The 22,917-nt window shown below is 40.8% G+C and carries 21 protein-coding genes and 1 other RNA gene; 12 read left to right on the top strand and 10 right to left on the bottom strand.

The features are described 5' to 3' along the window. Window positions 1-15: 15 nt before the first annotated feature. Genes H148_RS0111465 through H148_RS0111455 form a run of 3 tightly spaced genes read right to left on the bottom strand, consistent with a single transcriptional unit; the run spans window position 16 to window position 2,483 of the window. Complete coding sequence (locus H148_RS0111465; RefSeq protein WP_029034928.1) at window positions 16-342, bottom strand: CCC motif membrane protein; 327 nt, start codon at window positions 340-342, stop codon at window positions 16-18. A 12-nt stretch (window positions 343-354) separates the two neighbouring features. Then, window positions 355-639, bottom strand: a complete 285-nt coding sequence (locus tag H148_RS0111460; protein WP_029034927.1) for a DUF2752 domain-containing protein — start codon at window positions 637-639, stop codon at window positions 355-357. 5 nt (window positions 640-644) lie between these two features. Next, window positions 645-2,483 carry a T9SS type A sorting domain-containing protein gene (locus tag H148_RS0111455; RefSeq protein WP_083961652.1) on the bottom strand — a complete coding sequence of 613 codons (1,839 nt, stop codon included), beginning with the start codon at window positions 2,481-2,483 and terminating at the stop codon, window positions 645-647. A gap of 75 nt (window positions 2,484-2,558) precedes the next feature. Between H148_RS0111455 and H148_RS0111450 the strand changes: the two genes are divergently transcribed. Then, entirely contained in the window at window positions 2,559-2,777 is a 219-nt protein-coding gene (locus H148_RS0111450; RefSeq protein WP_029034925.1) for a hypothetical protein, read from the top strand. Window positions 2,778-2,779: 2 nt separating this feature from the next. Next, window positions 2,780-3,328 (top strand): Smr/MutS family protein, encoded by a 549-nt coding sequence (locus tag H148_RS0111445; protein WP_037325111.1) that lies wholly within the window; start codon window positions 2,780-2,782, stop codon window positions 3,326-3,328. Here the strand turns inward: H148_RS0111445 and H148_RS17775 are convergent. After that, complete coding sequence (locus H148_RS17775; RefSeq protein ID WP_051286412.1) at window positions 3,325-4,263, bottom strand: hypothetical protein; 939 nt, start codon at window positions 4,261-4,263, stop codon at window positions 3,325-3,327. The two genes, H148_RS0111445 and H148_RS17775, sit on opposite strands and share 4 nt — an antisense overlap. An 87-nt stretch (window positions 4,264-4,350) precedes the next feature. Between H148_RS17775 and H148_RS0111435 the strand changes: the two genes are divergently transcribed. Then, on the top strand, window positions 4,351-5,499 hold the full coding sequence (locus tag H148_RS0111435) for a cysteine desulfurase family protein (RefSeq protein WP_029034923.1): 1,149 nt from the start codon (window positions 4,351-4,353) through the stop codon (window positions 5,497-5,499). 112 nt (window positions 5,500-5,611) lie between these two features. On the opposite strand, the gene H148_RS0111430 is transcribed toward H148_RS0111435, so the two are convergent. Together H148_RS0111430 and H148_RS0111425 are read right to left on the bottom strand one after the other, a co-directional pair. Further along, window positions 5,612-8,065: a TonB-dependent receptor gene (locus tag H148_RS0111430; RefSeq protein ID WP_037325109.1), complete on the bottom strand. Its 2,454-nt coding sequence runs from the start codon at window positions 8,063-8,065 to the stop codon at window positions 5,612-5,614. An 8-nt stretch (window positions 8,066-8,073) separates the two neighbouring features. Further along, window positions 8,074-9,765 (bottom strand): peptidoglycan DD-metalloendopeptidase family protein, encoded by a 1,692-nt coding sequence (locus H148_RS0111425; RefSeq protein ID WP_029034921.1) that lies wholly within the window; start codon window positions 9,763-9,765, stop codon window positions 8,074-8,076. 183 nt (window positions 9,766-9,948) lie between these two features. Between H148_RS0111425 and H148_RS0111420 the strand changes: the two genes are divergently transcribed. The 5 genes from H148_RS0111420 to H148_RS0111405 all read left to right on the top strand — a co-directional run bounded on the left by H148_RS0111420 (window position 9,949) and on the right by H148_RS0111405 (window position 12,865). Beyond that, complete coding sequence (locus H148_RS0111420) at window positions 9,949-10,239, top strand: hypothetical protein (RefSeq protein WP_029034920.1); 291 nt, start codon at window positions 9,949-9,951, stop codon at window positions 10,237-10,239. A gap of 12 nt (window positions 10,240-10,251) precedes the next feature. Then, window positions 10,252-10,542, top strand: coding sequence for a cell division protein ZapA (locus H148_RS0111415; protein ID WP_029034919.1), 291 nt, complete (start codon window positions 10,252-10,254; stop codon window positions 10,540-10,542). A 59-nt stretch (window positions 10,543-10,601) separates the two neighbouring features. Further along, window positions 10,602-10,708: non-coding RNA, 6S RNA (ssrS, locus tag H148_RS18510), on the top strand. A gap of 50 nt (window positions 10,709-10,758) precedes the next feature. Beyond that, window positions 10,759-12,330 (top strand): ribonuclease Y, encoded by a 1,572-nt coding sequence (gene rny, locus H148_RS0111410; protein WP_029034918.1) that lies wholly within the window; start codon window positions 10,759-10,761, stop codon window positions 12,328-12,330. 106 nt (window positions 12,331-12,436) lie between these two features. Beyond that, on the top strand, window positions 12,437-12,865 hold the full coding sequence (locus tag H148_RS0111405) for a hypothetical protein (protein WP_029034917.1): 429 nt from the start codon (window positions 12,437-12,439) through the stop codon (window positions 12,863-12,865). A gap of 157 nt (window positions 12,866-13,022) precedes the next feature. On the opposite strand, the gene pncA is transcribed toward H148_RS0111405, so the two are convergent. From pncA to H148_RS17770, 3 genes are read right to left on the bottom strand one after another with little or no spacing between them, the layout of a single operon-like run. Then, a complete protein-coding gene (pncA, locus tag H148_RS0111400; RefSeq protein ID WP_029034916.1) occupies window positions 13,023-13,628 on the bottom strand; it encodes a bifunctional nicotinamidase/pyrazinamidase in 606 nt (201 codons plus the stop codon). Further along, entirely contained in the window at window positions 13,625-15,037 is a 1,413-nt protein-coding gene (locus tag H148_RS0111395; protein ID WP_029034915.1) for a nicotinate phosphoribosyltransferase, read from the bottom strand. Before H148_RS0111395 ends, pncA begins: the two co-directional genes overlap by 4 nt. Before the next feature lie 22 nt (window positions 15,038-15,059). Beyond that, the gene (locus H148_RS17770; RefSeq protein WP_037325105.1) at window positions 15,060-15,956 is read right to left on the bottom strand and encodes a transporter; all 897 of its coding nucleotides are present in this window, start codon (window positions 15,954-15,956) and stop codon (window positions 15,060-15,062) included. A 105-nt stretch (window positions 15,957-16,061) separates the two neighbouring features. On the opposite strand from H148_RS17770, the gene H148_RS0111385 reads away from it, so the two are divergent. From H148_RS0111385 to H148_RS0111370, 4 genes are read left to right on the top strand one after another with little or no spacing between them, the layout of a single operon-like run. Beyond that, the gene (locus H148_RS0111385; protein WP_029034914.1) at window positions 16,062-16,340 is read left to right on the top strand and encodes a DUF4834 family protein; all 279 of its coding nucleotides are present in this window, start codon (window positions 16,062-16,064) and stop codon (window positions 16,338-16,340) included. A 24-nt stretch (window positions 16,341-16,364) separates the two neighbouring features. Beyond that, window positions 16,365-18,779, top strand: a complete 2,415-nt coding sequence (locus H148_RS0111380) for a YfhO family protein (RefSeq protein WP_029034913.1) — start codon at window positions 16,365-16,367, stop codon at window positions 18,777-18,779. A gap of 21 nt (window positions 18,780-18,800) precedes the next feature. Beyond that, window positions 18,801-20,084: a glycosyltransferase family 4 protein gene (locus H148_RS0111375; RefSeq protein ID WP_029034912.1), complete on the top strand. Its 1,284-nt coding sequence runs from the start codon at window positions 18,801-18,803 to the stop codon at window positions 20,082-20,084. Then, the gene (locus tag H148_RS0111370) at window positions 20,084-21,547 is read left to right on the top strand and encodes a lipopolysaccharide biosynthesis protein (RefSeq protein ID WP_029034911.1); all 1,464 of its coding nucleotides are present in this window, start codon (window positions 20,084-20,086) and stop codon (window positions 21,545-21,547) included. Before H148_RS0111375 ends, H148_RS0111370 begins: the two co-directional genes overlap by 1 nt. Before the next feature lie 119 nt (window positions 21,548-21,666). On the opposite strand, the gene H148_RS18365 is transcribed toward H148_RS0111370, so the two are convergent. Further along, window positions 21,667-22,716, bottom strand: a complete 1,050-nt coding sequence (locus H148_RS18365) for a hypothetical protein (RefSeq protein ID WP_156877246.1) — start codon at window positions 22,714-22,716, stop codon at window positions 21,667-21,669. Window positions 22,717-22,917 lie beyond the last annotated feature (201 nt).

The following is a 22,917-nucleotide window of genomic DNA, read 5'->3' as shown; positions in this document are numbered from 1 at the left end:
TTTTGTGAGAGATTTTTATTGATTCTCGTAAACCTCCATGGATTGCATGAATATTTCCTGCATTCCGTCCCATCCATATATCGCTACCATCACAATGTTGACCAGTAGATAGAGTGCTGAGAGGATAATCCCGATTATCGCCAGTATTCTTCCGGTTTTTACATTGTTGTAGCCGGAGTAAGTATCAGGTTCGGCCATGTAGGTCTGTTTGGCCGATTTGGCAAGAACAAGAGCCACGATTCCGAAGATAAGGCCAAGAATTCCCCAGCAACAGCAGGTGACGATGGAAAGGATTCCGAAAATTAAAATTAGAGTTGAATTTGGTAAGGTTGGTTTTTCCATAATTTATATTGGTTAGTTGATCATAAAACTCATTTTATAGAAATAGGCGCCAATTAAGGTCAGGGCGCTAAGCACAATAAGACCGATTTTGATAAACCAGTCGCCTTTAAATTTTATAAATAAATTGATGAAAAGAAAAAGAAGCAGAATAAGGATAGGATAAATGGCAGGAAACATTTTAAAAGCTGCTCCAAATTCTCCTTGAAAAACAAATACGAGCGACCTTTGTGCTCCACAACCAAGGCAATCAAGCCCAAAAAGTTGCTTATTTAAACAGGGAAGCATAAATTCTTCCATAAAACCTAATTATTGTAGACAGAAATTTTTTTAATTGTTTTTGTATTATTCAGATCCATTACTTTCACGATATAGAGACCATTTATCCAGGGTCTGGTAGAAATTTCTACAGATCTTTGATTATCAAAATTGGTGCGATACAACATCTTTTTTCCCTGCAAATCAAAAATCCCCACTGCTTTTACCGGAGAAAGATCGTTACTTATAATTTGAAGCTCTCCCAGACGGTTATTTTGCATTATACTGAACTTTTCCTTGACCCCTTCCTCCTTAAAAAACACCTCTGGCAATGCTTCCTGCGGAATTTTCTCTGCAAAAGCAACTTTAAAACGATCGTGATAAGTCCCCGGTTGCAACTCTAAAGTTAATGGTTCTTTTTTAATAGAAAAATATTCCTTCGTTTGAGTATCGACTATAAAGATTTCTTTTACCGGAACATTTTCAAAAATTCCCAGTGAAAATGCCACCTTTGACAAGTCTGGAGCCACTCGTACAAATAATGGAATCTCTTCAGCAATATCAAAAGGACGTACGTCAATTACGTAGCTGTCTTCCCCCTTTAGCCAGCCTACATCTGTAGGGGCCAGTTGAAAGGCTTCGGCATCCATTCCGGCATCTATTCCGGGCGTAGCTTCGTCCCAAAACGCCAGACTCAGCTTTCTTTCATATTGATCATTTACAGAAATTTTGAGCTGTACACGTGATAATGGAGTTTTACCTTTGACGTAGGTATGCTTTTTCTGAGCAATTCCAGCCTTAACAGCACCCGGTATATTTTCTTCCGGCGCCATTTTTCTATGAGTATTCTTAAAGATTATTTTCCCGGTTGCAGCCCCTTGGATCATGAAACCCTGAGCTACTGGAAGAAAGCGACGATCAAAATCTTTTCCCCTCGTTCCGTCTCCTTCTCCCTTCGTTGTCTTAAATACCGGCGGCTCATAAATACCATCTGTACAGGGATCTATAGGGCTGAAAGTCCCATAACCTCCCATATAATCTTCTACGTAATGTGACGAACCATTTTCTTTTGAGTCCCAGAAATAAGCAATTCCTGTTGTGACATTGCGGCGGGTCACACTGCCGTAACATGTAGTATTAATTGTACCATTACCTGAATTTTCAAACAGGAAAAGGCTCAGGTCAAATGTAGAAGGATAAGGATTGCCAACCAGTAGGTAAGCGTCCTTTTCAGTCGGGATTTCAATAATTCCGGAATTTGGTCTCCCCCTAAAGTCATATCGCTGCGCATTTCCGGGATTATTTGCTCTACCATTTACTAAAGTAGGATCTTTACCCTCTGTTCCTTTCATAGAAAAGCCATAGCCAGGGGGGATAGCAGTACTACCTCCCACAAAATTCCAGTTGGAATAACTGTTGCCATTGAAGGTGTAGATCCAGCGGGTGGATATAGTGAAAGGATTTGCCGTTCCGTTTAAGGCTGAAGTTAACTGAGCTTGTCGGCTAATAATTTCTGAAACAGGGGAATGCAACAGTGAGATGCCAAAAAAGCCATTTTCGGGAGCTGTTACAGGAGAACTCCAGTAGTTATAATCGTGTGCATTTGTACTACCTTCGGCAAAAATGGAAATACTCCCGGTGCCGGAATTCGCTTTATTCTGTTGATCTCCCTGAAATAATTGAGCACCAGAGCGCAGGTAAATCGATGGCTCCTGTACAGGCGACGGATTTTTCATCAACCTTAGATCATTTTTTACAAATAATAGATTATCGTTAACGTACAGGTAAGTATTATTTTGACCATTCCCTGAGGGAGCTATGCTCAATTGTCCAAATACAGTTTGAAAAACAAATAAAGATGCAGTAACTAACAAAAATCCTCTCATTTTACCGAAATTTGTAGCTTAAGTAATCAAGTTACCACTCTTTTTTGAGTTTAACCTTCTGGTAAACAAATTATTATGAAAAAGCCTTCTTCACAATTCGTAAATTCAATGCTTATACTGGTAGGTGGTGCAATCCTGATTTTTCAAATTTCAGGAGAGGAAAGAAATGTATATATGTTGATTCTGGGTATTGTGATGTTGATGTATGGCCTTTATAATGCTACAAATTACTGGGTCGAGACAAAAGATGATCATAAAAAAGAGGAAGAAGAAAAAAATAATAACTCATTTTAATCATGTTCAAACCGGGAGATAAAGTGGCTGTTCTTGATGAAGACCTGGAAGGGAAGGTTCTTTCGATCAATGGTTCTGAGGTGGCGATCGAAACTTCTGAAGGATTTTTAATGTCATTTAATGCCGACGAATTGGTGAAAGCCGGACCTTCCCTCCCCGATATCCTGCCGCCCGAGGTAGATAGTATTTCCGAAGTCATTAGGGAAAAAGAAAATTCCAAAAAGAGAAAATCTTCCAGAGTGAAACCCAAGGAGCGTACTCAACCTCCCATGGAAGTTGATTTACACATTGGCAAACTTGTGCCAAAAACCGGGGGGCTCTCCAATTACGAGATCCTAAATATCCAAATGGATACTGCTAAAAGACAGCTTGAATTTGCCATGAGCAAACGTATCCAGAAAGTGGTTTTTATTCATGGTGTGGGAGAAGGAGTTTTAAAAGCTGAATTAGAGACCCTCTTCAACAGGTATGAAAACCTTAAATTTTATGATGCCAATTATCAAAAGTATGGTCTGGGTGCTACCGAGGTCTATATTTTTCAAAATTACTAATCTTCTTCCTCGTTATCATCACTATTTGTTGGTTCAAGAGTGATGGTTTGATTAGGGGAGGTGATCACTCCCAATTCATAATCCTGTAGACGAATTTGTTCTCCATCTCCTCCCTGGTTAACAAGCGTAAGATTATTAATGGTTACCAGATATCTAAAGCTTCTGGAGATTTCATTTTCTCTAACTCCTTCCACCTCAAAAGAATCGGTAATTTCAGGATTTAAATAGTGAGGTATACCTTCTGCATTCTGGTCATCTGTAGGATTTAGGTTAAGATTCCAGTCTTCATTTCGGGTAGGCACTCCGTCATTGTCATCATCGGCATCTAAGTAATTGGGTATCCCGTCGTTGTCTGAGTCAGGATAGGTATTTACAGTATTTTCGGCTTCTACTTCTATTTCAACCCGGGTAAGAACGTTATCTCCATCATCATCAATATCTAAATAGTCTGGAATTCCATCGCCGTCCGTGTCTCTCAATTCGGCCATACCTTCTTCTATTGAGGGAACTCCATCCCCGTCATGATCCGTCGCATTTGCCACGGTGGACACGATCACCACTTCACCTCCGGTGGTGCTTCGGAATTCTTCAATAACCTGAGGGGAAACCGGCGGGATCTCATTGCAAAAATAACTGCGATCTACTTCCCCGTCAAAAACCCGGTAAATAACCTGATTGGTTGTCCCGTTAAGTGGAATAACCTTTCTGCCTTCTTCTTCCAAAAGGAACTGTAAGGTAGGAGTATTGAGATCAAACCTAAAAGCAATTGCTTCATTTACACCTGTATTGTTGATTTTATAAAGAACCTGGGATTGGGTATCCCCGCACCAGTTAAGTTGAGGATCTTCAAAATTGAAATCGGTCACAATAATATCCCCGTCATCACATGAAAGCAGCAGGGAAGCTGCAAAAATAAGGCTAACAAACTTTTTCATAAAACGGGTTTTCGGCAAAATTAAAAGTAATATATAATTTAACCGAGACAAGCTTAAATTATTTTAAATCTGTTATTTTTGTTGACCATGAAAAAAGTCTATTTTGATAACGCCGCAACCACGCAAATTCGCGAGGAAGTGGTTGACCGTATGGCCCAGGTGATGCGCGAGGTTTACGGAAATCCTTCTTCCACCCATGCATATGGTCGCAGTGCCAAAACACTTGTGGAACAGGCCCGCAAAACCGTGGCGAAGATTCTTAACGTGGCAGCTTCAGAAATCATTTTCACCTCTGGCGGTACAGAAGCCGATAATCTCATTTTGAATTCGGCTGTAAGGGATCTTAAAGTGAAGCGGATAATTACATCAAAAATTGAACATCATGCGGTATTATACACCTTGAATAAACTGCATGAGGTCTTTGGAACTGAAATTCTTTATGTAAATCTCGATGACTGCGGAAGAGTAGATTTGCAGCATCTTGAAGAATTGCTGGATGCTTCCGGAGAGAAGACCCTGGTTAGCCTGATGCATGTTAACAACGAGGTGGGAAATCTTCTTGATATAAAGAAAACAGGGGAGTTATGTAAATCACACGATGCCCTTTTTCATTCGGATACGGTACAATCAATTGGTCATTATGAAATTGATCTTTCCCAGGTTAAGGTTGATTTTACAGCTGTAAGTGCTCATAAATTTCACGGTCCTAAAGGTGTTGGATTTGCTTATATAAGGAAGAACAGCGGATTGCAACCCCTTATTTTTGGTGGTGAGCAGGAGCGGGGATTTCGTGCAGGGACAGAAGCTGTTCATAATATTGTAGGTTTAGAGGAAGCACTGAAACTATCCTACGAAAATCTTGAAGAGGAAAGAAATTATATCACCTCTCTAAAAAGGCATTTTACAGACCTCTTAAAAAAAGAGGTTCCTGAAGCAAAATTTAATGGCCAGTGCGATGATTTTGAAAACAGCACATATACCCTTATTAATGTGTGCCTGCCTATGTCACAGGAGAAAGCTCTGATGTTGTTGTTTCAGCTTGATCTTCACGGCATCGCATGTTCAAAAGGCAGTGCCTGCCAAAGCGGAAGCGATCAGGGTTCCCACGTGCTTAGTGCCTTTCTTCCGGAAGATGATCTAAAAAAGCCTTCTTTGAGGTTTTCTTTTTCGAGATACAATACAAAAGAAGAAGTAGAATATGTGGTAAAAGTCCTGAAGGAGTTTATTGAGAAATAGATTTTAAGTAGACTGTACCCAGAATTGGTAAGCAGTCAATGTTCAGAAAAATCTTTACTTTCTGGATGAAATAAAATTACCAGTCTTCCTGAAATTTCCTCCGGTTAGGGTTCTACAGTTTAAATCCAACTCTAATGTTATAGATCCGCGGGGTGAGGTAATTGGGAACCGCGTATTGTGTTTTGGTATAAACATCCCGCACGAAAGTATTGGTAATTGAATTTTGGGTGTTAAAAATGTTGAAGATCTCTATGCCTACAGAAACTTCTTTAAAACCTCTGAAAAAATCTTCTTCGGAATTGCCATTTTTGAGAAGATAAAAAAGTCCAAGGTCGGCCCGCTTGTAATCGGGTAAGCGGGATTGGTATAGGTAGGGGTCGGCATAAGCCGGCGATCCACCTGGGAGTTCCGTGTTGTAGACCATATTGAGATACATCTTTAGACGGGGTATTGTGGGAACGTAGTCCTGGAATAACAGTCCAAACTTCAACCTTTGATCTGTAGGCCGGGCAATAAAACCTTTCCCATTAATATTCTCCTCCGTTTTTAAATATCCGAAGCTGAGCCAGCTTTCCGTGCCGGGGACAAATTCTCCGTTAAGTCTAAGATCCAAACCGTAAGCAAAGGCTTCAGCATTATTATTTGCTGCATAGCGTATCCTCACGTTTTCAAGAGTGTATGGATTAACGTTTTCCAGATCCTTGTAGTAAACTTCAGAAGTAAGCCTGAACGGCCGTTCATAGATCTCAAAACTATAGTCATTTCCTAATCCTAAATGCAACGCTCGTTGCGCTTCTACCTCAGGATTCAGGGTACCGGAATAGCTGCGGAGTTCCCGATAAAACGGAGGCTGGTGATAAACACCTCCTGCTAGCCGGAAGAGCATATCAACTTTCCATGCCGGTTTTAAGGCAAGCTGTCCCCGGGGACTAAAAACAATTTGTGCACCAGCTGTTTCATCTTCTGAAGAAACAAACCAGGTATGCGTTCTTGCCCCGGCATTGAACCAAAACTCGTGATCATTAATGTCAATGCGGCGGCTCCACTGCAGGTAAGCCTGAACCCGGTCAATTTGTATGTTATTAAAACCTCTAATGGACGTAAATGGCTTGAGAGGAGCTTCATAAGGTACGTATGGCTGATTATTCTTAAAATCGGGGAGGGGAGGGCGAAGGGAAAACCCTGCAGAATCCACAATTTCATATTCTCTTATCCTGTCGCGAACGTCTTCGTGAGTATATTTTATGCCATAATTGAAGTTATGGCCCTCAATATTCAGATTACCAGTGTGTTCTAAATTAAAAATAAGAGCATCCAATTTGTTTCGGGCATGGGTCAAATGAGCTCCCACACCTTCTGAAAACTCTACTTTTCCGAAATCTTTTCCGGTAAAATTCGCGTTAACTTTCCCAAGAAGGTATTGCGCAATAATATCATAGTATTCCTTTTCCTGTGTATTATAAGCAGAAGCGGTAAGGTGCGCAGTGAAGTTTTTATTTATCCTGTAAGAGCCTTTTACTGCTCCAAAAAAGGTTTTATATACATCTTCTTCCCTCCCGGTGTAGTGTACAACAAGAGCTCGGGGATCCTGCAGAGTGCCAAAATTGGTCTGTCGGGTTAAAGGTTGATAGCTGTAATCATTTAAAGAAGCGTTACCTAAAAAACTCATTTCGAATCCGGAACTAAAGCGATAGATCAAATTTACCTGAGCATCGGCAAAAAGAGGTTCAAAGTTGGTTTCGGTTTCCCTTGCATCTACTAAAAGACTGTTATCGCGATACCTGATTCCACCAAGGGCACTAAATTTTCTATTTTTCGAGACTCCTTCCGCAGCAAGATTTATTCCCAGGAAACTGGCATCGAGAGAAGCTTGAAAATCAACAGGCCGCCGATAAGTTATATCTAAAACCGAGGACAGCTTGTCGCCGTACTTTGCCTGGAAGCCTCCTGCCGAGAAATATACATTACGAATAAGGTCGGGGTTGACAAAGCTCAATCCTTCCTGTTGCCCGGAACGAATGAGAAATGGTCTGTAAACTTCTATCCCGTTTACGTACACCAGATTTTCGTCGTAATTTCCGCCGCGAACGGAGTATTGAGTGCTTAATTCATTGTTGGAACTTACTCCGGGAAGGGTTTTGAGCAAGTTCTCTACCCCGGCATTGGCTCCGGGAAGATTGCGAATATCTTCCGGGTCTATAGCAGTGATCCCACGAAATCTTTCTCTCTTTTCCGGCTGAAGAACTACTTCTCCTATCTGCTCAATCCTGCTGCTTAGTACCGGATTGAATTCAAGAACTTCATCCCGACTTAGAAAAGCCTTAAAAGTGACATTTTTGAAACCAATATGTGTAACCGTTAGCTGAATTTCCCGGTCGGCAGGGACTACCCAATTATAGAAACCGTTTTCATTGCTTGAGGTCCCTCTATCCTCCAAGGAAATACTGGCACCCGAAACGGGATGTAAGTTTTCGTCGAGAATAATTCCCTGTACTACTGCTGTTTGCGACCATAAGCTATTCGAAAAAAGCAGGCAGCACAGTAGGAAAGCAAAGAATTCTCTCAAATGAAGATCTATTTTCTAAAGAAGGTACTTTCAAATATAGTAGTATTTCCTACATTATCTATTACCTCAATCTTCAATTGGTTTTCGGTATCTGTTACTACGCCATCTGCAAAGTCGTGGGTCAGCAAATTCTGTTTGTATTCATATTCCATAAGAATGAACTTACCATTGACTGTGGCCCGGTAACTCTTTATTCCCGAAAGATCATCAGAAATTTTCACTTTTAGATTTTTATTTCCCGAGATCCACTGGCCATCTTTGAAATTTACCGGCACTACCCGCGGGGCCTGAGTGTCCCTACCAAGAGTATAGGTGCCAAAGTTGCGGGTTTTGGTTGTAAATCTTTCCCCATCTTTGGTGGTAGTGGAATAATTGGGATTTCCCCATTTGTTGAGTCTCGCAATGAACATTTGTTCCCGGTCTTCCGGCTGGTACTTGCTAAGGTCGAAACCTATAGTAATATTGGTGTGAATGGGAATAACATCCTCATGAAGGATCACTTTTTCATCTTCAAAGGAAATATCCAGGGAAGCATCCTGATAGAGGCTGTTCTTTGGAATATATACATCAATACCATTACCTTCAAACTGTGCTCCAGCATTTGCCGGCACATAGAAGTCGGTAATTTCAGAAGGATCTTCTTTAATGTCATTTTGATGCTTTCCTTCAATAGGAATAGTTACAATTCGTTCATTTCCGGAGAAATCTGAAACGCGAATTGTGTAGTTGTAGGAAAGACTGTCCTTCACGTTAAGTAGGCCTTGATTGCTCACATCGCTGTAGATGCTTAGCGGGTTTGAAGGCTCAACAAAAAGCTTTTGAATGCGGCTGTTATTTCGGGCGTAGTAGTCGTAATCAATTAACTGGTTAAGATGTCTGGTTTCACTAAAAGAAAATATTTCAAAATTTGCCTGGAAAAGCTTTTCTCCATTTGCGCTGGTCTCAATTCTATAGACCCCATTATGATTTGGAGCGGCATTTAGTTGGTCAACAGCATTAATACCGAAGCCAATTTCGCCACAGGCGTCAATTTTTTCTGCTCTAAATGACCCATCCTGCTGCGGAATTAACCTTAGCTTCTGTCTTTGCGCGGAACCATTTACATGTGCATTTTCTCCTTTAGGATAGACAAATACCCCCGAAACAATGGGAGCCCTCGTATCTTCTAACTCGATTCCAAACATAAGAGGATTCATAGGTCGCTGTTCTCCATCTCTTATCTCATAATGGAGATGAGGGCCGCCGCTTCCCCCTGTATTTCCGCTATTAGCAATTAATTCCCTCCTTTCTACAGGTAATTCTGAAGCTTCCGGATAGACCTGGACCTCATAACTTTCCTTTTGATACTGAAGTTTCTTAATGTATTCTTCAATTTTGGGTGAAAAATTCTTCAGGTGTCCGTAGACAGTAGTGTAACCATTGGGATGCTGAATGTATATAGCCTTCCCGTAGCCATAGTGCGCAACATTGATACGGCTCACAAAACCTTCCGCAGAAGCATAAACAGGAAGACCTTCCCGTTGCTGGGTTTTAATATCAAGTCCGCTGTGAAAGTGATTGGACCGTAGTTCACCAAAAGTACCGGACAGGGCCAGGGGTACTTGCAATGGATCATCAAAATATTCTGTAGGTACATTTGGGGCCTGAGCAATTACTGTAAAGCTGAATAAGAATAGAAGAGGGGCAAAGATCCTTTTCATGAAGATTTTTAATTTTACTTTTTAATAGCGGGTTAAAGATACCAAACGAACGTCAAAAATTAAACCCTTATTTCTGAGGAGGTTAAAATTATTTTAAATGCTAATCCAAAATAGAGTTCAAAATATTGGGATATTTCGGCAGGTATATTAACTTTGTGAGGGTAAGCAGCAGGTTTAGCTTTAATGAACGATTTAACAGAAATAGTTGATAATCTTGAAGGTAGGATTGAGAAGTTGCTTCAGAATTACAAAAAACTGGAGCAGAGACAACAAAGCCTTCAGGAGGAATTAACCTCCTTAAGGGCCGAAAAGCAGGAATTGCAGGCAGGTCTGGAAGCCTCTGAAAATCGGGTGCAAACTCTTAAAGCCGCCAATGCCTTGCTTGGCAGTAATGATTATAAGAAAGAAACCAAGCTTAAAATAAACAGCTTGATCAGGGAAATTGACCAATGTATTGTTCACCTCTCTGAATAGAAGAATAAAAAAATGCCGAATCAGCTTAAAATAAAGATCTCAATTGCAGACAGGGTTTATCCCATGACCATTCTTCCTGAACAGGAAGAGGGTTTACGTAGGGCTGCAAAAAAGATTGAGTTCATGATTAAGCAATTTGAACAGAGTTATGCCGTTAGGGATAAGCAGGATGTTCTGGCCATGTGTGCCTTACAATTTGCGGCCCAAACCGAGCAAAATACAATTGATCGCAGCAGCGAAGTAGTTTTAGCTGAAGATAAATTGAAGGCGCTCAATGATCTGCTTGATAAGCATTTGGTTTAACTGTTCTTTGAATTAGAAAATAAAGGTTACTGCCTGTATTAGTTAATTTATTTTGATAAACTCAACACCAATTCTTTAAAGAGGGTGAGTTTAAGTTGTAAAAGCAAGCCGCCTTTGAGCGGATCCTTGATCAGCTTGTTAGCCCTAAACGTGATTTAGAGAGTTTATACAAATCAACAACTAGTACAGGCTTTTTTTATACATAAAAACTAACTAATGGATACACTAACTATAGCGCTTATTATTATTTCCCTTGTCCTGGGGCTTGCAATTGGTTTTGGTTTGGCAAAATATCTTGAAAAGAAAAATGCCTCTAAGATCATCCAGAGAGCTAAAAAATCGGCAGCAGGAATTCTAAAAGAAGCCAAACAGGAAGCCGAAAGCATCAAAAAGGACAAGATCCTGCAGGCTAAAGAAAAATTTATTGAACTGAAATCTGAACATGAAAAGGTCATTCTTTCCCGCGATAAAAAGATAGGAGATGCCGAGAAGAGAGTAAGAGATAAAGAATCACAGGTTTCCAGCGAACTTTCCAAGAATAAAAATTTAAACAAGGAGCTGGAAGAAAAGATTACAGACTATAATCACCGCAATGAAGTTTTGGAAAAGAAACAGGAGGAAGTCGATAAACTTCATAACAGTAAAGTGCAACAGCTTGAAGTGATCTCCGGCCTTTCTGCCGAAGATGCGAAATCCCAACTCATTGAATCTTTAAAAGACACAGCCAAAGCAGATGCAATGTCCCTCGTGCAGGATACAATAGAAGAAGCAAAACTTACCGCACAGCAGGAAGCAAAAAAGATAATTGTTAATACAATTCAGCGAATAGGTACAGAAGAAGCTATAGATAATTGTGTTTCTGTTTTCAATCTTGAGAGCGATGACGTCAAAGGTCGGATTATTGGTAGGGAAGGTAGAAACATTAGAGCCATTGAAGCTGCTACAGGTGTAGAGATCATTGTGGATGATACTCCTGAAGCTATTATTCTTTCCTGTTTTGATTCAGTAAGAAGAGAAGTAGCACGTTTATCCCTTCACAAACTTGTAACCGACGGAAGAATCCATCCGGCTCGTATTGAGGAAGTAGTGAAGAAAACTACGAAACAAATTGAGGAAGAAATTATCGAAGTAGGAAAAAGAACAGTGATTGATCTTGGGATCCATGGACTACATCCTGAATTAATTAGGACTGTAGGCCGTATGAAATACCGTTCATCTTATGGTCAGAACCTTTTGCAGCATTCAAGGGAAGTAGCAAAACTCTGTGGAGTTATGGCTGCAGAATTGGGATTAAATGCAAAACTTGCCAAACGAGCAGGATTATTACATGACATTGGAAAAGTACCCGAATCTGAAACTGAAGTTCCTCACGCTATTCTGGGAATGCAATGGGCTGAAAAATACGGGGAAAAACCAGAAGTATGCAACGCTATTGGAGCACATCATGATGAAATAGAAATGACCTCTTTATTGTCACCTATAGTACAGGTTTGTGATGCTATTAGCGGGGCAAGACCTGGTGCGAGAAGACAGGTGCTGGATTCTTATATTCAGAGATTAAAAGACCTTGAAGATATAGCCTTTGGGTTTGGAGGTGTGAAAAAAGCTTATGCCATACAGGCGGGTAGGGAATTAAGAGTTATTGTCGAAAGCGAAAAGGTAAGCGATGAAAAAGCAGCTAACCTCTCCTTTGAGATTTCTCAAAAGATCCAGACAGATATGACTTACCCGGGGCAGGTGAAGATCACTGTGATACGGGAAACACGTGCGGTAAATATTGCAAAATAAAGAAATAAAGCTCATTATAAATTAGCTCCCGCTTACAAAAGAAGCGGGAGTTTTTTATTAGAACCGTTTTGTTTCCGTAATTTAAGGGCTGCGAACCGGGATCCAAATGCGAAAAAAAAATATACTGAGATTTCTCTTTTTGGCGGTACTGTTTTACCCCATTTTCACCTTGTTTAAAGCAGTAGGGAATCTCGATGGGACCGAGCTGCAGGAAGCACTTGATTCGGTGTTACACTACCAGATAAGTATTTGGGTAAGTTGGCTTGTGCTGGTTTCGGCTTCTATTTACTTCAAGTGGACGAAGAAGAAAAATTTCTTTTTTTTCTTCACCTATGCTTTTCTAGTAATAGCTTTTGCTTTTCTCGGTTATTTAAGTCAGGTGCTTATGACCGGGTACAACCTTCCCAATAAATTTCGGGATGGCTACTCTTTCGGAGTGTTGCATGCGTTGCAGCATATAATTACCTCAGTGGTTTTGACTGGTTTTCTTCAGGCGGCAGTATGGTGGTTTACCCGCAGGTGGCATCGGAGATAATGAGAGTTATGGAGTTATGAGTTATGAATAAAAAAGGTTGGCGACAAATTCCCGAATAATTTCCTGTTCGGCAAACGTAGTCCGTTATCGTTCCTTAATGATGCTTGTCGTTAGGCCATGCAAGAATTCATGGAACAAGTCTCAAAAATGTCATTTTTTACACCTCATCTGAGTGAGTAATTCTCCCTCCCCTGGATATTATATCCCGTCGTATTTTATCAAATCCTTCGGGCAGCAGAGGAACAGCCGCATCTTCAATAAGTGTCGCTTTAAAACCTTCTTTTAGCGCGTCTAAAAGCGTAAAATAAACACAAATATCTGCAGCTAGTCCGCAGAAGTAGAGATCTACGGCCCCTTTTTCTTTGAGATAACCGCTCAATCCTGTGACCTTTTTATGTCCATTGTCAGAAAATCCACTGTAGCTGTCTATTTCGGGATCCATTCCCTTTCTAAAAATGGCTTCTACAGGTTTTGTTTTAAGATCTGGGTGGAAGTTTGCCCCTTTTGTCCCTTGAACACAGTGCACGGGCCAAAGCTTTTGCTCGAGACCATTAAGATCAATGACTTCAAATTCCTTTTTCCCCGGATGGTTTACCGCAAAACTTTTATGATTCGTCGGGTGCCAATCCTGTGTCGCCACAACGAGCTCAAAATGAGGTAAAATTTTATTAATTACAGGAATAATACGGTCTCCGTTTTTTACTTCCAACGCACCTCCCGGCATAAAATCCACTTGTGCGTCAACAATGATCAAAGTCTTCATGATCTTTTATTTTTGTGTTCCTCAATAATGGCGTTCCGCTCATCTCTGAGTTTCTCACTTATTCCCACTTTGTAAATGTGGGGATTATTAAACCGCTTATATTCCGGGGGAAGTTTTGCCAACCTTTCTTTATTAAACTCTTTAATTTCCTGAATGGTCTTCTTTTTATCAGATCTTGTTCGATTATCAAATACAATATTTAAAAGCTCCTCTTTTTCTACATCTCCAACAAACCTGAATTTGAGCGGATCGTATGGGTGATACATCATTTCAGGATTTTTTTCATTTGCCAGGCAAACCACGTCTCCTCCAAGGAAATTTCCGGACTCATCAAGAAGCCGGTGTACCTGCTTTTGGTGAGGTAAGGTTACTTTTGAAATAGTTTCAGATAGTTTTATCCTCGGTTTACCTTTGAAAAATGATAATTTATAAACCCCGTCAAGGGCGGCATCAGGTTTTCCGGTCACTAAGCTCGTTCCCACTCCAAATATATCAATAGGGGCCTCCTGATCAAGCAAGCTTTTGATCACATGTTCATCCAGCTGATTGGAAGCTGAAATTTTTACGTAATCCAAACCGGCATTGTCCAGCAGTTCCCTTGATTTTCTGGCCAGATAAGCAAGATCGCCACTGTCCAGGCGTATCCCCTTCAGCTTATCCCCACGTTTTTCCATTTCCTTTCCCACCTGGATGGCGTTTGGAATTCCGCTTTTTAAAGTATCATAGGTATCTACCAGTAAAATGGCGTTTTTAGGATGTGCCTCGGCAAAATCCCTGAAGGCATCCAGTTCATGCTCATAACTTTGTACAAAGGAATGTGCCATAGTTCCCGAAACCGGAAACCCAAAATCCCTGCCGGCCCGGGTATTACTCGTAGCCTCAAATCCGCCAATTATAGCGGCTCTGCTCGCATGATAGCCACCAAAACCCTGGGCTCTTCTTAACCCGAAATCAATTAAGGTTCTGCCTTTGGCCTGGATGGCCATTCTCGCCGCTTTAGTGGCAATAAGAGTTTGAAAATTTAGAATATTCAGCAGCAGGGTCTCTATGATCTGAGCTTCGATGATATTTGCTTCCACCCTTAACACCGGTGCCCCGGGAAATACCAGGTCTCCTTCCTGCATACTGTAGATCTTTCCGCGGAAGCGAAAATTCTTCAGGTAATCCAAGTAGTCCTCAGAAAATTCCAGGCTTCTTAAGTAATCCAGGTCTTTCTCTGAAAATTTTAGTTTTTCCAGATAATCCAGAAGGGTTTCAAGCCCAGCAAATACAGCGAACCCCCCGTTAAAAGGTAATTTTCTGAAAAAATAATCGAAAACTGCCGTGTTTTCTGTTTCCCCTTTGCTAAAGTAAACCTGCCCCATGCTGAGCTGATACTGATCTGTGTAAGTACCGCTTATGTCAATCATCCTGCGTTCTTTTGATTTTTTATTATAGCTCTTCCTGGGCTTCCAGGTACTGGTCTTGCTTATGCCAGTCGAACCTATAGGAAAGTCCTCCGGCTACCTGCCACCTGGAGGGAGTATCTTTAAAGTTTATAAGCCCGGAAATATCTGCCTGAAAGTTCTTATGAAAAAGATAAGCAAAACCACCACGGGCAATCTCATCGCTGTAAATGTCACTGATTAAGGTCTGGAATTCTCCAAACATGGCAAATTTAGAGGAGAAGGAGTGGGTAAGAGTCGCAATCCCAGAATAAGAAGGATACTCATCACCTATGCGATCGCCAATTACATTTAAGACCAATACCCATGGACCCCAGTTATTTTGCGTGATCACGGCTGCACGGGGAGTATATTTTCCCTGTCCCTCGTACAGGTATGGATTATCCCCAAAAGAGAAATTAGCTCCAGCGTATAATGCAACGGCAGGAATAAAAACACTCCAGTCAAAGCGTTGATTTGCTTTCCAGCTATAGAGGTTCGGCTTTTTTTCCTTTGCATTTTTGTAAGGATCATAAATTAAATATTTAACGCCTATGGCATTAGAATTAAAATTACTTATTCCGTAATTTTCAGTATTAGCTCCTACAATGTAACTAGTGGTTTGGTCTAAATAAGAGCCCATCACATTGATCTCCAGTTCTTCCAGGAGAAACCCGAATCTTACTGCGTAATCTATCCCCCAAAGCTCTGTATCTGTCTGAAGCAATACGTGTTCATCGTGTCCAAATTGGCCACCTGCCTCAATTTGTAGCACCATAGGTCCCACGGCAAAGGCTCCCTGTGAATTTCCGGGTCTGTTAGAATTTATAGTTTCAGTATATTGTGCAGTGGCAAGAAAACTTCCGCAGAGGAAGAGAAGAAAAAATATCGCGTAGATCCTCATATTGGGACTGATTGGTTACAACCAAATATAGAGATTTTCTCATTTTTTTTGGCTGCAGCAATGGTTTTCTTTGAGCAGAATGGTAATTTTACCAAAATTTTTAGAATGCACGAAGCTTCACTAACCCAGGTGTTAAAGGTTATACTAATAGTTCTCCTTATTTACTTTGGTTTAAAACTTATATTTCGCTGGCTTGGACCTATTATTCTACGTTGGGTGTTGAAGAAGATCGGGAAAAAATTCCAGCAGCGGTTTAGTCAGTTTGATTCCGGTAGGGAGCAACAACGACGGCAGGGGGAAGTTAGCATTGATAAAAAACCCAAAAGGAAGCAAAAGTCAAAGAATGACGTGGGAGAGTATATCGATTATGAAGAAATTGACTAATTTCCGCTCCAAAATCCTCTTCCTATGAATTTGTCCCTAAAGAAAGTATTTCCTCATGTTTTTGTTGTCCTGGGATTTATAGTTGTTTCTTTAGCATATTTTTATCCCGTACTCCAGGGAAAAGAGATATTTCAAAGTGATATAGCACAATACATCGGGATGTCTCGTCAGCAAACTGAGTTCCGAGCAGAGACAGGGGAGGAGCCTTATTGGACAGACGCGGCTTTTGGAGGAATGCCTACTTATCAATTGGGAGCGAATTATCCACACAATTACGTAAAGGAACTGGACAGGACATTGCGATTTCTGCCAAGGCCGGCAGACTATCTTTTTCTGTATTTCATCGGAATCTATATCTTATTCCTTGTCCTTAAAATCGATTACAGGCTGGCTGTTTTGGGAGCTCTGGCTTTTGGTTTTTCCACTTATCTTATTATAATTTTAGGAGTGGGACATAATGCCAAAGCCCATGCTATAGCTTATATGCCCTGGGTACTTGGAGGTATACTCCTGTGCTTTAGGCAAAAATATATTTGGGGATTCCTGTTACTTGCCTTCGGGATGGCGCTGGAGATAAGTGCCAATCATTTCCAGATGACTTTTTACCTTCTCCTGCTGGTGATTGTCATTGGAATTGTCTATCTCATAGATGCTTTTAAGAAGAAGAAATTACCACAGTTTTTCAAAGCTCTTGTTGTAATGGTGGTAGCTGTACTACTGGCCATAGGTGCGAATGCAACCAATTTAATGGCCACCCAGGAATATGCCGATTTTAGTACCCGTGGCGACACCGGACTCACCATTACTCCTGAAGGTGCACCCGATAAATCTTCCGGTCTTGATTATAATTATATTACCGAATACAGCTATGGAGTTTTAGAAAGCTTTAATCTTTTCATCCCGAGGTTTATGGGAGGTTCCAGTGCAGAAAATATAGGAACAGATTCTGCAATCTATTCTCAGTTGCTAAAGCTTGGAGCCAATCCCTTACAGGCCGCACAATTTGCCGAATCAGCACCAACTTATTGGGGTGATCAACCTTTTGTTGGTGCGCCTGCTTACATTGGAGCCACCGTACTTTTTCTGTTTGTTTTTGCTCTTTTTCTAATAAGAGGAAAGCTCAAGTGGTGGATCGTAGGTGGTTCTTTGTTAGCTCTACTATTATCCTGGGGGAAAAATTTTAGTTTCCTTACAGATCTCTTCATCAATTATTTTCCGCTTTATAACAAGTTTAGAGCGGTGTCTTCCATACAGGTCATTATTGAACTTTGTATTCCAGTGTTGGCTATTGCAGGACTTGCAAGACTGTTCTTTAGAGAAGAAACTGAAGACCGGAAAATCTATTCCCTAAAATGGGCAACAATAATTACCGGAGGAGTAGCTTTGTTGTTCCTGCTTTTTAGAGGTGCTTTCAGCTTTACAGGCGCAAGTGATGGAGTTTTGATTCAGCAGTTGGGGCCTGAATTTGTTCGGGCACTAAAGGAAGATCGAAAATCTGTTTTTACTACCGATGCTATTCGCTCCCTGAGTTTTGTTCTATTGACCGCTGCAGTACTCTGGCTATTTCTGAAGAAAAAATTAACCCGAAATCTTGCAATAATAGCATTGGGAGCATTGATTCTTGTAGATCTTGTGGCGGTAGACAGAAGGTATGTAGATGGAGACGATTTCGTTAAGTCGAGCCAGGTAAACCGACCTTTCCAACCTACCGGAGCCGATCGGGAAATCATGCAGGATGATTCTCACTACAGGGTTTTTGACCTTAGCGGAAGCCCGTTTAATACCGCCCGCACCTCTTTTTTCCACAATTCGGTAGGGGGCTATCATGCTGCCAAGCCGGGAAGGATGCAGGAACTTTATGATTTTTATTTATCTCAGAACAACCTGCAGGTGCTCAACATGCTTAACACCAAATACTTCATTATTCCAACCGAAGATGGTCCCGTGGCCCAGGAAAATCCAGAAACCAATGGCAATGCCTGGTTTGTTCAGGAGGTAATCCTGGTGGAGGATGCGAATGAAGCTATCCTGGCGCTGGAAGGAATAAATACTAAAAGAGTAGCGGTAGTTGACAATGACTTTGCCGAATTTATTCCGAAAAAGGAATTTGCGCCCGACTCTACTGCACAAATCGAACTGGTGTCTTATCAACCGAATGAACTGGTCTACAGCGCTTCTTCAGAAAATGATCTTCTTGCTGTTTTTTCTGAAATCTATTATCCTCATGGATGGCAGGCTTATATTGACGGGGAGGAAGTACCGCATTTTAGAGCCAATTATGTTTTACGCGCAATGATGGTGCCGGCCGGGGAACACGAAATAACTTTTAGGTTTGAGCCGCAGGTAGTAAAAACCGGGAGTTCGATTGCATTGGGCAGTTCTATACTACTGGGATTATTGTTGATTGGCGGTATCATTTGGGGAATAAGACGAAGATAAGTTTGCATTTTAAGCAGGGCAATGAAAAAAGTACTTATAGTTACTTATTACTGGCCCCCGGCCGGTGGCCCGGGCGTGCAGCGCTGGCTTAAATTTGTAAAATATCTTCCTGAAAATGGTATTGAACCTATTGTTTATGTCCCTGAGAATCCTCATTACCCTTTAAAAGATACCTCTCTTGAATCTGGAATACCTTCAGAAATAAAGGTGCTCAAAAATGCCATTTTTGAACCCTATCCTTTTGCAGGCTTATTGTCTAAAAAAGATACTCAGGCTATTAGTTCCGGAATAATTCCAAAGGAACAGAAGCAAGGATTTTTGCAGAAATCTATGCTGTTCATTCGGGGAAATTTTTTCATCCCTGATGCCCGGAAGTTCTGGATCAAACCTTCGGTAAAATTTCTTTCGGAATACCTGAAAGAGCACAATATTAATACGGTTATTACTACCGGTCCTCCTCATAGCATGCACCTTATTGGGTTACAACTAAAAAAGGAGATGGGAGTGAAGTGGCTAGCCGATTTCAGGGATCCATGGACGCAAATTGGCTATCACAGTAAGCTAAAGCTGCTTTCTAGTTCCCGAAAAAAACATGAAGATCTGGAAAAAGAGGTGCTGCAAACCGCAGACATGATTATTACCACCAGTTTTACTACCCGAGAGGAGTTCCTGTCAAAAACCAATCGTCCCATTGAGGTGATCACTAATGGTTATGATGTAGAGCAGGTTGAAAAGCTACCAATGGATGAGCAATTCAGTCTTTCCCATATTGGGTCTTTGCTTTCCGGAAGAAATCCTGAAAACCTGTGGCAGGCAATTTCAGAATTGATACAGGAAAATGAGAATTTTGCAAGGGATTTCCAATTAAAACTTGTTGGGGCAGTGGGAGAGCTTGTTCTGGAAAGTATTCAAAAATCGGGTTTAGAGGAATGGCTTGTTTTGAAGGATTATGTCTCTCATTCGGAAGCTTTGCAACTTCAAAGAAGTTCGCAGCTGCTCCTGTTGATTGAGATAGATAGTGAAGAAACAAAAGGTATAATTCCGGGGAAACTATTTGAATATATGGTGAGTGATCGGCCTATACTTGCTGTAGGTCCCGAGGGAGCAGATATTCAAAAGATCATTCAGAAAACCAATACGGGATCATGTTTTCTATACTCTCAAAAAGGGGAAATTAAAGGCTTTCTTCAGGAAAAGTATGAGCTTTTCAAAAAGGGTGAATTAAAATCTTATCCTATCGGACTTCAGCAATACAGCAGGAAAGCCTTGACAAAACAGTTGGCCACACAAATAAAGCAGCTTTAATGGGGATCATCATTAGCCAATCGGCCAAAAATCTTTCTACTACTTATTTTGGCTTTGGTATTGGAGCGATCAATACCCTGTTTCTCTATGCAAATTTTCTCACCCCCGAATATTATGGGTTGGTGGGTTTTCTGCTATCGGCTGCAAATCTCATCTGGCCGCTTATGGCCTTTGGAGTTCACAATACCCTGGTGAAGTTTTACAGCTCATATGATTCGGCCGAAGAAAAAGATAAGCTGCTAAGCGTCATCCTGCTTTTACCGCTGGGAATTTCTCTAATTCTTGCCCTTATTGGTTATTTGTCCTACGACTTGCTGCTCAATTACTTTTCCGACGGTGACGGATTGGTAAAGCCATATATCTGGTTAATTTTTGTGATCGCCGTTGCGACTTCCTATTTTGAGATCTTTTTTTCCTGGGCCAAGGTTCATTACAAAAGTGTCTTCGGGAATTTTATGAAAGAGGTGTTTCACCGGGTCTGCATTTCCCTGCTGTTGCTGGCGGTCTACTTCGGGTACATTTCTATTGAAAATTTTATTTATGCCGTGGGTGGGGTTTTTATTTTGCGCCTTATTATAATGATGTTCTATGCCTTCAGCTTATATTTTCCGAAGCTTAGTTTTTCTTTTCCGCGTAACCGATCTTTTATTCTGAAGTATTCTGCATTGATCCTTATTGCAGGATCTGTCGCTATGGTGTTGCTGGATCTGGATAAGGTGATGATAGAAAGATTTCTTCCCATAGAAATGGTGGCCGTATACGGGATCGCTGTATATGTATCTTCTGTGATCGCAGTTCCTTCAAGAGCAATGCACCAAATCACTTATCCAATGACAGCTACTTTACTCAACAAAAAGGATAAAAAAGGACTTCTGGAACTTTACGAAAAGAGTTCTCTAAACCTTTTGATCATTAGCGGACTCATTTTTTTGTTGATTATCACCAACATTTCTCAGCTTTACGAGCTAATTCCGGATGAGTATCAGATTAGTTATTCGATTGTTATTTTAATTAGCTGTGTCAAACTCTATGATAATTTACTTGGGAATAACAATAGCATTCTTTTTAATTCAGATTATTACCGGCTGGTTTTAGCTATAGGCGTGTTTCTGGCTATTCTGGCTTTTGTACTAAATATTGTTCTGATTCCAGTTTTAGAGCTTTTAGGAGCGGCGTTGGCCACCTTCCTTGCCTTTGCCTGTTATAATACAGTAAAGCTGGTGATAGTGTTGAAAAAATTCAGAATTCATCCATTTACTAAAGAAACCGGATACAGCCTTCTTCTCATCCTTATTTTTAGTTTCGGGTTTTACTACTGGAATTTCACATGGCATCCTGTGGTGAATATAATGCTGAAGTCAAGCATTATTGCCCTTCTATACGTACTGACTATTTATTTGCTGAAGTTTTCTCCGGAAATAAACAAGATCATCAACCAAAGTTTTAAGTTCCTAAAAAAGTAAATTGATCCGCCACAACAACTCTTTCCATGAATTCGGAGGAATTTATAGATTTTAGACAAAAAAGATCCCCGGCGCTATCGCAACCGGGGACCAACCAACTAACCAACCAAAACTAAATTTTAATTTCTTCCTCTGGAACTTCTGCTTCTTGTTGAGGCAGGAGTTTCCTGAACTGTTGCAGGACTCACAGTTGTAGACCGTTGTGTCCTGGCCTGAGCCTGTACTTGTCTTGCAGGAGTTGCGTTTACAGATGCACTTCTGCTTCTCTGTTGTACACTTCTTTCAGCAGGAACATTGGCTGCACGGTTTTGACGTACTACCCGTTGCTGTACTGCAGGAGTTTCTACTCTTGAAGCCCGGGCTCTGGCATCTGCTCTATTAGTTGCAGGCGTAGAGCGGCGAATTTCTCTCTTTTCTTCTCTGTATTGCGCTGCAGAAACAGCTGATTCTCTTGGGGATGCATTTTGAGTTCTAATTCTCTTTTGCTCCTCTGTTCTTTTTCCTCTGTGATAGGAGGTGACTCTTTCTCCTGGTCTGTAATAGCTCTTTTGAAAAGAGTTATTGTTGTAATAGTTATTGTGATAATACTTCTTATAGGAATTGTACCTCATTCTGTTGGGCTCATAATACAATCGATATGGCTGGTGGTACACTACCGTATATTCTGAAAATGGTCTCATATAATGATCGTGCCATGGTCGATAGACGTAATGTACATTTCTGTTATTGATAAATCCTGAAGTATGGCTGTAACGATGGTAAGGATCATAATGTACAAACAGGTTTCCTACTCTGTGTACCATTCCAAAGGCATTATAACTAACCTTAACCCGTCCTGCCTGAATAATTCTTCCATAGTAGTCGTAATAAACCGGAACATTCTCGATTTGGATCACAGCTCCAAAATCATCATATTGTACGAATGGGCCGTAATCATAACCGGAATTAAAACTATAATTAATATGTGACGGAATTCTGTTGAAATTATTCCTCGGATTGAAGAAGAAATCAAACTGTCCGTCAGGAAAAACGGCAAATTCAACCCCTCTTTCCACAAAAATAACAGCATTTTCGTAACCCCGGTGATCAAAGTTCCCTTCGGCTGCAGGTGCAGCTTTGGTAGAAAACCCAACCACCATTAAAACCAATAAGAGGTAAAACTTTTTCATGATAAGGGATTTTAAGATTAAACGATTGTATCCATCTTTTGATACACTTATATATATTCAAACTACGTGCCAAAAATTAGAAAACCCCGTGAGCATTAAGCTTCACGAGGTTTCCAAACTAACCAACCAAAAATTATTAACTACAATTTATTATGAGAAATTAACTCTGTAATTAATACTCTTGATTCAAAGGCTGTGCCA

It is taken from the genome of Salinimicrobium terrae DSM 17865, assembly GCF_000424665.1.
Classification (GTDB): Bacteria; Bacteroidota; Bacteroidia; order Flavobacteriales; family Flavobacteriaceae; genus Salinimicrobium; species Salinimicrobium terrae.
Note: the sequence above shows the minus strand (reverse complement) of the source record. Positions and strands in the feature narration are given on the sequence as shown.

Coding starts and splice junctions, on each gene's coding strand:
- H148_RS0111465 (WP_029034928.1), bottom strand. CDS start 342: ATGGAAAAACCAACCTTACCAAATTCAACTCTAATTTTAATTTTCGGA.
- H148_RS0111460 (WP_029034927.1), bottom strand. CDS start 639: ATGGAAGAATTTATGCTTCCCTGTTTAAATAAGCAACTTTTTGGGCTT.
- H148_RS0111455 (WP_083961652.1), bottom strand. CDS start 2,483: ATGAGAGGATTTTTGTTAGTTACTGCATCTTTATTTGTTTTTCAAACT.
- H148_RS0111450 (WP_029034925.1), top strand. CDS start 2,559: ATGAAAAAGCCTTCTTCACAATTCGTAAATTCAATGCTTATACTGGTA.
- H148_RS0111445 (WP_037325111.1), top strand. CDS start 2,780: ATGTTCAAACCGGGAGATAAAGTGGCTGTTCTTGATGAAGACCTGGAA.
- H148_RS17775 (WP_051286412.1), bottom strand. CDS start 4,263: ATGAAAAAGTTTGTTAGCCTTATTTTTGCAGCTTCCCTGCTGCTTTCA.
- H148_RS0111435 (WP_029034923.1), top strand. CDS start 4,351: ATGAAAAAAGTCTATTTTGATAACGCCGCAACCACGCAAATTCGCGAG.
- H148_RS0111425 (WP_029034921.1), bottom strand. CDS start 9,765: ATGAAAAGGATCTTTGCCCCTCTTCTATTCTTATTCAGCTTTACAGTA.
- H148_RS0111420 (WP_029034920.1), top strand. CDS start 9,949: ATGAACGATTTAACAGAAATAGTTGATAATCTTGAAGGTAGGATTGAG.
- H148_RS0111415 (WP_029034919.1), top strand. CDS start 10,252: ATGCCGAATCAGCTTAAAATAAAGATCTCAATTGCAGACAGGGTTTAT.
- rny (WP_029034918.1), top strand. CDS start 10,759: ATGGATACACTAACTATAGCGCTTATTATTATTTCCCTTGTCCTGGGG.
- H148_RS0111405 (WP_029034917.1), top strand. CDS start 12,437: ATGCGAAAAAAAAATATACTGAGATTTCTCTTTTTGGCGGTACTGTTT.
- pncA (WP_029034916.1), bottom strand. CDS start 13,628: ATGAAGACTTTGATCATTGTTGACGCACAAGTGGATTTTATGCCGGGA.
- H148_RS0111395 (WP_029034915.1), bottom strand. CDS start 15,037: ATGATTGACATAAGCGGTACTTACACAGATCAGTATCAGCTCAGCATG.
- H148_RS17770 (WP_037325105.1), bottom strand. CDS start 15,956: ATGAGGATCTACGCGATATTTTTTCTTCTCTTCCTCTGCGGAAGTTTT.
- H148_RS0111385 (WP_029034914.1), top strand. CDS start 16,062: ATGCACGAAGCTTCACTAACCCAGGTGTTAAAGGTTATACTAATAGTT.
- H148_RS0111380 (WP_029034913.1), top strand. CDS start 16,365: ATGAATTTGTCCCTAAAGAAAGTATTTCCTCATGTTTTTGTTGTCCTG.
- H148_RS0111375 (WP_029034912.1), top strand. CDS start 18,801: ATGAAAAAAGTACTTATAGTTACTTATTACTGGCCCCCGGCCGGTGGC.
- H148_RS0111370 (WP_029034911.1), top strand. CDS start 20,084: ATGGGGATCATCATTAGCCAATCGGCCAAAAATCTTTCTACTACTTAT.
- H148_RS18365 (WP_156877246.1), bottom strand. CDS start 22,716: ATGAAAAAGTTTTACCTCTTATTGGTTTTAATGGTGGTTGGGTTTTCT.